Origin of the sequence: Methanosarcina sp. WWM596, assembly GCF_000969965.1 — an archaeon.
Taxonomy (GTDB): Archaea; Halobacteriota; Methanosarcinia; order Methanosarcinales; family Methanosarcinaceae; genus Methanosarcina.
Genome location: NZ_CP009503.1, coordinates 3,405,202 through 3,416,747, shown reverse-complemented (window position 1 = coordinate 3,416,747; position 11,546 = coordinate 3,405,202). Strand labels below are relative to the sequence as shown.

The window sequence follows — 11,546 nt, the reverse complement described above, 5'->3', positions numbered from 1 at the left end:
ACAACCGGAAGTATCAAACAAAGGATTTTTAAATAAGCCTGGGTAAAGCCGATCCGATTCCGGTATCTTCTCTGCAGACAGTCGAAGTTACAGTTTCCCGGATCTCGGGCAGGTTGCATGTTCCTTCCCTAAGGCATTCCGGGTACCAGTCCCCATTGCAGGTTCCTTGGACGTATTTACGTCACTTACATGTCAAAAATTACTGTTACAGTTTTCCTGGGCATATGTTGTTTGTAGCGGGTTGTTCGGTCGTAGATTGTAGAAGCTGCAGAGGCTCCTGCAAGAATTAAAACAATAACATCAAAACAACAGAGAAAGATGCTATTACGTTCAAGATTGACTTTTTATTAAATTTTAGGCATTCTCTTCAAATTGTATGGATAAAAGTAAATTTCACATATTTGCAGAATCATTAAAAATTAAACTAAGTCTGAAAAACATGATCAAAAGACAGATTTAACTTCACAACCATGAGATAAAATGTATACAGATGTTTCTGGTTGGAAAATTTTTCCTTGAATTTGAAGAGATACAATTTTGCTTTTTTTCCTATTTGGCTTACTTTTGATCTGAGAATACACGTAATCAAAAAATAGATGGAAAGTGGAACATATAAAGATACTTATATCAAAAGACCTGAAACCATACAAAAAAATAAATTTAAAGCTTTAAAATACTTTATTTTGCTTTATAAACCTTGATTTGGCAGATTAGCATAATTAAAGAAATGTATTTTTATATTTGTCCCCATAAGACTTAATATCTTCCAGTTAATATGGAAGTGTACCGAAAGTTCTGAAAAATGTAATTGACTCTGTATCCTTTTCCATTCACTACAAAAAAATTCACCAACTAATTACCTGGTTTTTAACTTGACATAGGTTCAGATGACCCTTTTATCACTCTAGTTATTGATTTTTCAACATCAGTGTTATTAATTTTTTCTTTCTCATATGATTTTATAATCTCTATGGGGTCCTTAAAAATTTGTCCACCTTAAATCGCTTAGAGAGGGCAAGATGCTGGAAAAACAAAAACAGCTGTACCATGATCTGGGGGTGAACCCGCCTACATCGTCATGAATGGGTGAGAATCTCGGTTTTACAGCTCTGACAGCCTCTTTAGCCCGCCTGTACATAAAAAACGCACATGAAATCCTCTAATAACAGGCACAAATAATTAAAGTACCTGGGAGGACTTTCATGCCAAATAAAAACGAATTCATTAGCTGCACTGGAAACCTAATCCCGGAATATCAACTATGCAACCTGATACGTGATATTTTTTGTTAATTATAATAAATAGAAAGGAAGGAAAAAAAATACGCGCATAAAAATGCGCTTGATTTTTAAAAAAGGAACAGGTTTAAACGCCTGTTGATTCAACTGCCTTGTATGACGCTGGCTCCGATATTTCCTCTTCTTCGTCTTCAAACCTGAGCCTGTAAGCCTTCTTCAAGAATTCGGCTGAAGGCGGGACTGTCATGAGGCTTACCACAATCAAGGTAAGGAAGGAGAGTGGAGTTGCAACCAGAATCGGGTCCACGAGGGGCCAGGTGCCGGTAAGTAAAGTTTCCTTTCCGAAGATTGCCAGGCAGATCTTGAGAGGCACGGCTTCTTTTGCATGTACAAAGACCAGCCAGAACAGGCTGCTCAATGATCCTACAACAAGACTCGCAGTCGCTCCGGCTTTTGATGTGCGCTTCCAGAACAGTGCCCCCATGTAGATGGGCAGAAAAGCTGACGTACACAGACCCATGAACATGGCAGTAGCTCTTGCGATGATGCTTACTGGAAGGATGTAAGCCAGAGCAACCGATGCCAGGATGGTAAAGGCAATCCCTAACTTCGTAGCGTGGACGGCTGTTCCCCCGGACTTGCCGTTCATAAGACCCTGCTGGTAGAAATCGTGCCCTATAGATGTGCCCATTGTGTGGAACTGGGCAGCTGCAGTAGACATCGCAGCTGCGAGCAGGCTGAGCATGAAGAGTGCGACAAAAGTCTCGGGCATTGCCTGGTTCAGGAATTGGGGTATTATAAGGTCAGTGTTCCCGCCTGCAACCTGAAGGGAAATCATGCCTGTAGTCCTGTAAAAGTAGACGTTGGAAAGAGCTCCCACGACATATGCGACTCCTGCCATCATCAGGATAAAAGGTCCTCCAACAAGGACTGCTCTTTTCAGGGAGCGGTCGTCTTTTACCGTCATGAACCTGACTGCGAGCTGTGGCTGTGCAAGCACCCCTATCCCGACTCCCAGGGTGATTGTGGAAACCATTGTCCACCAGATAGGAGAATTGAAAGCCGGCATTGCAGTCCAGCCCATGTGCCCCTGGTCAACAAGGGCTTGAGGAACAAGGCTTGTCATGTCAGTAAGAGCCTGGTGAGCTCCTACAACTCCTCCCAGTTTGCTGTAGGTGAACACCAGAAGAAAAGCCATTCCCAGTAACATTAGAGTGCCCTGCATGGCATCCACGTACATCACTGATAAGAGTCCGCCTTTAATCACATAAGAAGCAATGATTATAGTAAAGATCAGGAGAGCAAGGTTGTAATTGATTCCAAGTGTGGTCTCAAGGAACCTTCCGGCCCCTATGAGCACGCTTGCAGCGTAAAGAGGCATGAAAATTGCTATTAAAAGCCCGGAAAAGCCCTGGATAAACCTGGACTGGAAGCGTTTCCCTATAAACTCAGGGTAAGTTATGGACCCCAGGTTCAGCCCCATACGCCGGGTTCGAGGGCCAAAAACCACGAAGGCGATGAAGATGCCGAAAAAGATGTTCATAAAGACTAGCCATAGAAGCCCCATTCCCAGTGAAGCGGCTACTCCTCCAAACCCTATTATCGCAGAAGTGCTGATAAATGCAGCTCCATAGGAGATAGCCATAACTGCCGGGTGCACCTTTCGGCCCGCGAGCATATACCCATCGACCTGGGAATTCTTCTTATACCCCAGGCGGGCAACGTAGAAAGTGCACGCAAGATAAATGAAAACAAACAGAATAAGAGTTGAAGTACTGACTGCCATCAAAATCATTCCTGAAGAGTTTAAGTTGCTGTTTTTTCGCAGACATTTCAAAAAAAGTCTGATATAAAAGGTACTTTAAGCTTCGGTTTCCGGTGCAGTTTACTGTTCCTGAACCGCTGCTTTTGGAGTACCACTTTTCACTGTCTGCTCTTCGTCTCCGCCCTTCCAGTTCAATGCCCCGTAAACCATACATCCGAGAGCACTTAATATACAAAAAATATATGCAAGCCAGATCTGTGGATCGTCGATTCCTAACATCTATTACACCTTCCGATTTAATCTTTTGCCACTGGTTGACATGACACTTGTTAACATGGTACATAAGCTCTTTTTGTTATTTAAACATATTGTCCAGAGAAATTTAAGATAGGAGTAAATGTAAGGTGTACTGTTAAGGAATGTAATTTCATACCACACCGAATCTGATTCATTCTATAAAGAACCAGGCCCGGATATTAACTGGAACACAACTAACATGTAACTAATGAACCCAATTATGAATTTGGGAGCAGATGTAAGACATGTAACTATGAACCCAATTATGAATTTGGGAGCAGGTGAAAGAAAAGACTTTGAAGGAAGAAGAGATAGATAGATTGTAGGTGAACCCCTTTAGGGGCTCATCTTCTTTTTTTGAGGATTATTTTAAGGAATTTCGTCTTACTTTAATGTACACCCAGTAATTTCCCCACTGAGATCTTCCCTGAGCATATCAACTGCTTTTTCGAAGTCATCGGTCTGGCCGAGCACCCACATCAGTTTGACGAGGGAGGTTTCAGGCAAAGTATCTTCTCCTTCAATTGCACCCACTTTCAGCATATCGCGACCTGTATCATAGACGCGGTCGCAGATCCTGCCGTTAAGGCACTGGGATGTGACTATTACAGGCATTTTTGCATCCACTGCCTTCTGGAGCATGGGAATCCATTTTGTGGAAACGTGACCAAGTCCCGTGCCCTCAATAACAAGCCCTCTGTAGCCTTTACTGATATAATAATCAAGTACTGCCGGATCTGCTCCCGGAGTGAACTTCACAATGGCACACTTCGATTCCATTCCCGGCTTGAATTTGAGGGGCTTTTCTCCACGTCGAGTATAGTCAATAAAAGTCTTTATTTCTCCTGTACTGTAGTCTATAGTCCCTATCGGAAGGGAGTTTACGGACTTGAAAGCGTCCCTGCGGGAGGTATGCATCTTCCTGACTTTCGTTCCACGGTGGATTTCACAGAAATCATCAGAAGTTGTGCCGTGCATAACCACTACAATTTCGGCAATTTCGCTTATAGCAACCCGGGCTGCACAGATTGCGTTCATGGCGTTGTCGCTGCTCGGCCGGTCTGCACTTCTCTGGGAGCCCACGAAAACAATAGGTACAGGCGTTTCTATCATAAAGGACAGGGCTGCAGCCGAGTACATCATTGTATCTGTCCCATGAGTGATGATTACTCCATCAGCTCCGGCTTCTATTTCTTCGACAACGGCTTTCGCGAGGTTTTGCCAGGAATCAGAGTCCATGTTTTCGGAGAGGATGCTTGAGATTACCCTTCCTTTAAAATCCGCAATTTCCTTAAGTTCCGGGATTGCGGCGAGAATATCATCAGCAGTAAACTGGGATGTGACCGCACCTGTACGGTAGTCGATCTTGCTGGCAATCGTCCCGCCCGTAGAAAGGATTGCGATTTTCGGGAGCTTTTTCCCGGGTTCGGGAAGTTTTTCCCCGCTTTTTCTACATTCTTTTACGCCGTTTCTGCTTCCATTTGCAGTTTCTCCGTTATTTTCCAGAAGGGTAATCTTGACCTTATCAATGGAAAAACCGGCGTTATAACCGCTTTTCATTTTTATTGTGATATATCCTTCCATGGAAGGCATTACTTTGCCTTCATAGACTGTACCGTTCCTTTCAATCCGTACCCAATCGCCCTGTTTGAATTCCATGAATAATCCCTTTTCTGCTGATTTTTGAGATGCTGTATAATTTGCGTGATACTAAGAGGTCTAAATAATATTAAAGTTAGATGCGTTATTGAAACTAAATAGGTTTTTGAAATTAAATGTGCTCTCAAATTAAATGGATTTTCGAAATAAAATGTGTTATGAATTTGCTTGAATGTGCTTTTTACTTTTAGCTCAATATGATTCAGATCTTCCTGTATTCATCGACGACTTCAAGCAAGGTTTCAAAAGCCGAGTCGATTGAATCTTTGAGAGTTGTAATCTCCTGCTCGTTCAGTTCAAGTTCCGTCTGCCGCTTTCCAAGATAATGCTGCATTTCTTCCGGAGCAGGTCCTCCCACAATCTTTCTTCTCTTTATGTTAGAGACCGGGTTAAGAGCTTCCTTTACCATATATTCTGTCAATCCCCTGCTTGAAAGCGACTCTCCAAGCACAAATTCAGCCACTGAGTCGATTTTTTCCATAGTGGGTTTTTCCATTTCCTTTGCAAGTATCCCGACAATCTGGTGGGCAGTTCTGAAAGGAATCCCGGTTTCTCTTACAAAGGTATCTGCAAGTTCGGTAGCCGTTGTAAAACCTGTAATGGATTGGGCTGCAAGCACATCAGTATGGATTTTCATGGTCCTTACCATTCCCTCCATTACCCTTGCCGATATCCTGGCAGTTTCTACCGAACGCCATATATTGGGGGTTGCTTCCTGAAGGTCGCGGTTATAACTCAGAGGCAGGCCTTTGCAGATAGTAAGCAGGGACATAAGTGCTCCTACAGCCACTCCCGTTTTCCCGCGCATTAATTCTGCAGTATCCGGATTTTTCTTCTGGGGCATAATCGAAGAAGTGGAGGCGTATGTGTCATCCAGTTCAATAAAATTGAACTCGGACGAAGACCAGATTACAAGTTCTTCAGTCATCCGGCTCAGGTTTATCATGAGGTTTGAAAACACCGAGGCGCATTCAATAAGGAAATCCCTGCTACTGACCGCATCCATTGAATTTTCCAGCAGTCCATCAAAGCCCAGGAGTTCCTGAGTCCGTTTCCTGTTCAGGTCAAAGCCCGTAGAAGCAAATGCAGCAGCCCCGAGCGGACAGAGGTTAACCCTGGAAAAGGCGTCTAAAACCCGGTCAAAGTCCCTGCCTAGAGCCGCTTCGTGGGCACATAGGTGATGGGCAAGGGTTGTCGGCTGGGCATGCTGAAGGTGAGTGAAGCCAGGCATGAGGGTTTCAGTGTGTTTTCCTGCAAGAGTGACAAGGGTTTTCCTGAGGGCAAAGATCTCTTCGAGCAGTCCGGTAAGTTCTTCTCTCAGAGTCAGCCTGATGCAGGTCGCAACCTCATCGTTTCTCGAGCGCCCGGAATGCATCCTGCCTCCCACATCTTCCCCAACCATATCGATGAGCCTGGACTCAAGAGAGATGTGTATATCCTCGTAGCTGAAGTCGAGCTTTTCCATTCCTTCTTCCCTTATCTTCAAAAGCCCGCTAAGGATTTTGCTGCAGTCCTCCTCATTTATAATCCCCTGCTCTCTCAGCATTACCGTATGTGCAAGGTCCACTGCTATATCTGCATTAAAAATCCACCTATCAGCCTCCATAGAGGAGGTGTAACGTAAAATTTCTTCGTCCGGGGCAGCTTCAAGCCTGCCTCTGCGTAAAATGTTGCTCATCGGGAATCCTCTGTATAATTGTAAAGTTCCTCTGTATAATTGTAAAGTAAATTTTTATTGTGAGAGTCTTTATGTAATAATGATTCTGTGGGATAAATGATATTGTGAGCTTGTATGAGGTCTCTATCCCATTCTTAATTTGCAGGCATACAAGACGTATAAAATCCGCAGCGTGATATTATTTCCAAATACTTAAATATGAATCGGTTTTCAGGGAGTTTCCTGTAAGGTAAGTGAATAATGCAGGTTTTTGCTATTTTTGCAAAAATGTCAGAATCAGTACTTTACGTCAGAATCAGTAATTCACTAATTTTTCTCTTATTCGTGAACTACCACTCAGCTAAAGACTGAGTGGCTTCTTGGTTCATTCCTCCCTCTATTGAGGGCAAGTCCCCAAGCTCATCCCCGTAGTCCCTACGGTGTCATAATCCAATTAGATTCTGATCTATGAGAGCGAATTTTTTGATATTGATAGCGGCATTAATGTCTCTATGGTGTTTGGTTTTACAGTCTGGACAAATCCATTCTCTGTCTTTTAGCTGAAGCTCTTTATTGTGGTATCCACACACACTACATAGCTTAGAAGAGGGTTCAAATTGTCCTATTCTCAGGACGGTTTTTCCAAACCATTGAGCCTTATATTCCAACTTTGTTACAAAACTACTCCACGCAGAATCACTTATAGCCTGTGCTAAGTGATGATTCTTAACCATGCCTTTAACATTTAGAGTTTCCAGAGCTACAGCTTGGTTTTCGCTAACAAGTCTAAAAGAGAGTTTGTTCTGGAAGTCATTTCTCTGATTTGTTATTTTGTCATGCAGTACAGCAAGTCTTCGTTTAGCTTTTGCCCTGTTCTTAGAGCCTTTCTGTTTCCTTGAGACTCTTTTCTGTAATACTTTGAGCCTTTTAAGAGAGTTTTTCAAGTACTTTGGATTCTCAACCTTTTCTCCTGTTGAAAGGACAGCAAAGTCTTTGATACCTACATCAATTCCTACTGTTGTTGATTCTGTGAAAGCTTCCTTTACTGGAAGTTCTTTTCCATCTTCAACAAGGATACTGATGTAGTAATGTCCTTTACATGTCCTTGATACCGTAGCCGTTTTAGGCTCTCCTTCAAACTTCCTGTGAAGAACTGCTTTAATTGGTTCTATTTTAGGAAGCTTGATAGTATTATTTTCAAAGTTTACAGTGTAGTGTTGAGGTACAGGGAAAGACTGTATCGGATTCTTTTTTGATTTGAACTTTGGAAACCCTGTTTTCTCTCTAAAGAATCTAGTGAAAGCGGATTCAACCTGCTTAGTCATCCCCTGTAATGATTGAGAGTTAACTTCTCCTAACCACTCATTAGAAGCCTTTAGAGTAGGAATTAATTTGTTTAAGTCAAATCTGGAAATTGATTCCCCTGTCTGCTCATAAGTTTTAATTTTCTGGTCAAGTGCCCAATTATAGACAAATCTACAGCTACCTATATGCTGATTCAATTGAATAGCTTGTGTAGTTGTAGAATAGAGTCTAAATTTGAACGCTTGCATCATACAAAGGCATTATATGTTTTAACAATATACGTACTTTTTGGTAAATGTGAAGTATGAAACACGGAATCATAGCAAATTTTTGTTAATGTATCATGTTATTTTTGTTTGCAAATACCAAAAAGTCATACTTGAACCAATTAGCGAAGAACTCAAACAGATTATGATTGACATTTCAAAAGAGTCTAACTTTGAAATCCTTGAAATGGAAACTGACAAAGACCATATTCATTTCTTGATCAAGAGTGAGCCGAAAGTTAGCGTTTTGTCAATTGTCAGAAAATTGAAACAAGAATATACTAACAGGTTATGGAAAACTCAAAAAGAATATCTGAAAAAGTATTATTGGGGTGAGAATACGTTATGGAGTGATGGTTATTTTGCGTTTACTATCGGAAATGTGAGTAAAGAGGCGGCAGAATATTACATACGGAATCAGGGTTGAAGTTGACGCTTATATCCCCTGAGCTAAAGACTCAGGGGTTTTACGCTTCTTCATATAAACTAATTATTATATTGTTGTTAGCAGTGGTAGCTTTGATAGGGGCACCAATGGCATCAGCTAAACCCAATTTTTTGACATCTTTCAATCAGCATTATGAAACTGCAGGCACAAGGCTTGATTCATGCCCTACCTGTCATAATGGGGAAGCCGTAAATCCTTATGGTAGAGCATATTTAGGAAGTGGGAGAAATTTCGCAGCAATCGAAAATCTTGATTCGGATGGGGACAGATTTACGAATCTGGTTGAGATCAAAGCCTTGAATTTTCCCGGAAACCCTGACGATCATCCACAAATCACATCAGGAATTGTGCCTGAAACACCCATAAACGTAACTGAACCATCAGACAATGTAACTCCGGAACAGTCAACTACGGAAATGCCAGTAAGTAACACAACCGAGGAACAGAAGTCTCCGGGATTTGCAGCTATCCCTATGGTTGTTGGATTATTAGCAGTGGTGTGCCTGAAGAGAAGATATGTCCGGAAATAATTCCATCATGCACCCCCTAATTGAGGATACTTATCCTGATGTATAAGCTTCCTGCATATCCAAAAAAGCTAATCGTAAGGAAAACGTAAATTCGTTTAATGTCCGCCGCCTCAAAGTACAACCGAATCTCACCAATCTATGAGCTGATAGATTTGCCTCTGGAATATCTCTTTTTCCGGAGATGGAGGACAGAGATACTTTCAGGCCTGAGCGGAAAAGTTCTGGAAGTCGGAGTGGGAACCGGAAGAAACCTGAAATACTATCCTGCAGGCTGTTTTTTAACTGGAATCGATAACAGTGCAGGGATGCTTGAAAAAGCCCGGGAGAAAGCCGGGGGCATGCAAAATATCACTCTTCTCCTTATGGATGCCGAGTACCTGGAATTTCCGGACAACAGCTTCGATTACGTGGTCACGACTTTTGTCCTCTGCACAATCCCTGATCCTCTGAAAGCTCTTGAAGAAATGAGGCGCGTCCTGAAACCCTCGGGTGAGCTTATGGCCCTTGAGCATATGCACAGCAGTAATCCTGTTATCGCTCTTTTTGAGGATCTGATCAATCCTTTTCTGTTTTTTCTGTTTGGAGATCATACGACCCGACATACCCTGAAGAATATAGAAGAAGCCGGCTTCATCGTACTGGAGGCAAAAAGACTGGCATTTAAGGACGTTTTCAGGAAAATCCGGGCAAAACCGTAAAAAGTTCTTTTATTGTCTTATTGGCAGTTGAGTTGTAGTTGAGTTGTATAACTTATTTTGTAACTAAAAATTTGCTTCTTTTAATCTCTTTTTGAGTAGCCGGTCAAGTTTCTGGTTATGAATACAATCCTGAAAAACGTTAATGGCTGAAAACAAAGGAACTTTTAAGATTAATTAATCGATTAATAAACGGGCACCAGTAATTGATCCTGGCAAGAATATTCTATATCAGAAATATCACAAATTCATATTCTCTAATTAGCAAAATAGGATTTACTCAGTTTTTCCTGATTCCATACAGGTCGCAGCCCCAATTGCTCCCGTGATCTGCGGCTCGGTAGGCACGTAGAGTGAGATGCCCAGTTCTTTTTCCAGAAATACCTTCATGCCTGGTTTTTTTGCAACGCTGCCCACGAAAGCCACATTCTGTTTTACCCCTACCTGCCGGACCATAACCGCAACCCTTCTGGCGATACTTTCGATGAGTTCTGCCGCAATATCCTCTTTTTTAAAACCTTTCACCCGGAGAGATATAACCTCGGACTCGGCAAACACAAACGAAGGAATTTTTGATATGAAATGGAAAGAAGCGATAAAACTGGCAGTTTTCTCCTTCATCAACTTATTTTCTTTTTAAAACACCATTAAAATGACCCCTGTGATCCCCACCATTACAAAGATCCTGAGGGTCTGGGAAATCAGAATGGTTTTCATCCCTATTTTGGGGCCGAAGATCCCCACGTAATGCGGGATATAAATTCTCAATGTCCCGAGGCTTGTAACGATATTGCCTACAAGGAGGACAATTATGACTTCTATTCCGCTTAATATTCCCTGTTCCATGAGGTTTGATGCAAGCGTGTAGGCTGCAAGGTGGCTTGCAAAAAGGGCTGCAATTACCGGAAGCCCTTCGACAGGTACAGGCAGATAAGCCGAGATAGGTTCCAGATATGAGCCAAGGGTGTCAAAGACTCCAAGGTCCGTCAGAATAAAAACCAGCACGGTTACCGGGATCATTACTTTGAATATCCTGATTATGGTTTTCTTCGAAGGCCCGAGGCTTTCTTTAAAAGCTATTTTTAATGCCGGAGGTTCTTTCTTTTCAAAGTCTTCAAAACGTACTTCTTTTTCTTCAAGCAGGAAATGCCCGACAATAAGTACTATCAGGGTTTTTACAAGTCCTACGAGGGTTATCAGGCCTACGTAAATGATCCCTGTTGTCCCGAGCAGGGGGACAAGTATCGGAAGCAGGGTTCTCCAGTGCATGACAATTGCAGGAAAAGAGTTCAAAACGGAAGCTATGATCAGTTCGTCTTCTTTTATGATTCCTCCATCGTACATGCTTTTAAGTGAAGCATTGGCCGAGGAAGTGGACGCAAAAGCGGTAAGAAAACCTACTCCGCATTCTTTTCTGAGATGGGCGTAGTTAGTAATCGGCCTTACCAGGAAATCAAATTTATAGAACCAGCCGAGGCTTACCAGAAGTTCGGCAAGGACAACTCCAATAATTATTGAGGGACCTGTTTTTAAAAGGTACTCAGCCGAGTGTGTGAGGGCGGCGGGTAACATTAAATGGTATTTAAGTATCAAAGTTTATTAATTTATCTAAAATAATTCATAATCCTTTTTTCAACGACAAAACAGATGGTTATTTTATCCAGCTTTTCAAAAGCAAAGAAAGGT

The 11,546-nt window shown here is 42.1% G+C and carries 10 protein-coding genes; 3 read left to right on the top strand and 7 right to left on the bottom strand.

The features are described from left to right. Positions 1–1,365 precede the first annotated feature (1,365 nt). From MSWHS_RS15055 to tnpB, 5 genes are all read right to left on the bottom strand, one after another. Positions 1,366–3,024, bottom strand: a complete 1,659-nt coding sequence (locus MSWHS_RS15055; protein ID WP_048128877.1) for a sodium:solute symporter — start codon at positions 3,022–3,024, stop codon at positions 1,366–1,368. A gap of 99 nt (positions 3,025–3,123) precedes the next feature. Continuing rightward, complete coding sequence (locus tag MSWHS_RS21065) at positions 3,124–3,282, bottom strand: symporter small accessory protein (RefSeq protein ID WP_197073955.1); 159 nt, start codon at positions 3,280–3,282, stop codon at positions 3,124–3,126. Positions 3,283–3,684: 402 nt separating this feature from the next. Beyond that, positions 3,685–4,959: a Glu-tRNA(Gln) amidotransferase subunit GatD gene (gene gatD, locus MSWHS_RS15050; RefSeq protein WP_048128879.1), complete on the bottom strand. Its 1,275-nt coding sequence runs from the start codon at positions 4,957–4,959 to the stop codon at positions 3,685–3,687. 202 nt (positions 4,960–5,161) lie between these two features. After that, positions 5,162–6,637: an argininosuccinate lyase gene (gene argH, locus MSWHS_RS15045; protein WP_048128881.1), complete on the bottom strand. Its 1,476-nt coding sequence runs from the start codon at positions 6,635–6,637 to the stop codon at positions 5,162–5,164. 422 nt (positions 6,638–7,059) lie between these two features. Next, complete coding sequence (gene tnpB / locus MSWHS_RS15040; RefSeq protein ID WP_048159338.1) at positions 7,060–8,172, bottom strand: IS200/IS605 family element RNA-guided endonuclease TnpB; 1,113 nt, start codon at positions 8,170–8,172, stop codon at positions 7,060–7,062. A gap of 37 nt (positions 8,173–8,209) precedes the next feature. Between tnpB and tnpA the strand changes: the two genes are divergently transcribed. From tnpA to MSWHS_RS15025, 3 genes are all read left to right on the top strand, one after another. Then, positions 8,210–8,614, top strand: a complete 405-nt coding sequence (tnpA, locus tag MSWHS_RS15035) for an IS200/IS605 family transposase (protein WP_156151249.1) — start codon at positions 8,210–8,212, stop codon at positions 8,612–8,614. A 107-nt stretch (positions 8,615–8,721) separates the two neighbouring features. Next, entirely contained in the window at positions 8,722–9,165 is a 444-nt protein-coding gene (locus tag MSWHS_RS15030; protein WP_048159335.1) for a hypothetical protein, read from the top strand. Positions 9,166–9,263: 98 nt separating this feature from the next. Further along, positions 9,264–9,863: a class I SAM-dependent methyltransferase gene (locus MSWHS_RS15025; RefSeq protein ID WP_048159334.1), complete on the top strand. Its 600-nt coding sequence runs from the start codon at positions 9,264–9,266 to the stop codon at positions 9,861–9,863. Positions 9,864–10,136: 273 nt separating this feature from the next. Here MSWHS_RS15025 and MSWHS_RS15020 read toward each other — a convergent pair whose 3' ends face one another. Both MSWHS_RS15020 and MSWHS_RS15015 read right to left on the bottom strand, forming a co-directional pair. Continuing rightward, positions 10,137–10,481: a BadF/BadG/BcrA/BcrD ATPase family protein gene (locus MSWHS_RS15020; RefSeq protein WP_048128889.1), complete on the bottom strand. Its 345-nt coding sequence runs from the start codon at positions 10,479–10,481 to the stop codon at positions 10,137–10,139. Between the two features lie 15 nt (positions 10,482–10,496). Further along, positions 10,497–11,432: a nucleoside recognition domain-containing protein gene (locus MSWHS_RS15015; RefSeq protein ID WP_048159331.1), complete on the bottom strand. Its 936-nt coding sequence runs from the start codon at positions 11,430–11,432 to the stop codon at positions 10,497–10,499. Positions 11,433–11,546: the final 114 nt, after the last annotated feature.

What these genes read in the sequence shown, in the direction of transcription:
- MSWHS_RS15055 (WP_048128877.1), bottom strand. Translation starts at nt 3,024, where the DNA reads ATGGCAGTCAGTACTTCAACTCTTATTCTGTTTGTTTTCATTTATCTT.
- MSWHS_RS21065 (WP_197073955.1), bottom strand. Translation starts at nt 3,282, where the DNA reads ATGTTAGGAATCGACGATCCACAGATCTGGCTTGCATATATTTTTTGT.
- gatD (WP_048128879.1), bottom strand. Translation starts at nt 4,959, where the DNA reads ATGGAATTCAAACAGGGCGATTGGGTACGGATTGAAAGGAACGGTACA.
- argH (WP_048128881.1), bottom strand. Translation starts at nt 6,637, where the DNA reads ATGAGCAACATTTTACGCAGAGGCAGGCTTGAAGCTGCCCCGGACGAA.
- tnpB (WP_048159338.1), bottom strand. Translation starts at nt 8,172, where the DNA reads ATGATGCAAGCGTTCAAATTTAGACTCTATTCTACAACTACACAAGCT.
- MSWHS_RS15030 (WP_048159335.1), top strand. Translation starts at nt 8,722, where the DNA reads ATGGCATCAGCTAAACCCAATTTTTTGACATCTTTCAATCAGCATTAT.
- MSWHS_RS15025 (WP_048159334.1), top strand. Translation starts at nt 9,264, where the DNA reads ATGTCCGCCGCCTCAAAGTACAACCGAATCTCACCAATCTATGAGCTG.
- MSWHS_RS15020 (WP_048128889.1), bottom strand. Translation starts at nt 10,481, where the DNA reads ATGAAGGAGAAAACTGCCAGTTTTATCGCTTCTTTCCATTTCATATCA.
- MSWHS_RS15015 (WP_048159331.1), bottom strand. Translation starts at nt 11,432, where the DNA reads ATGTTACCCGCCGCCCTCACACACTCGGCTGAGTACCTTTTAAAAACA.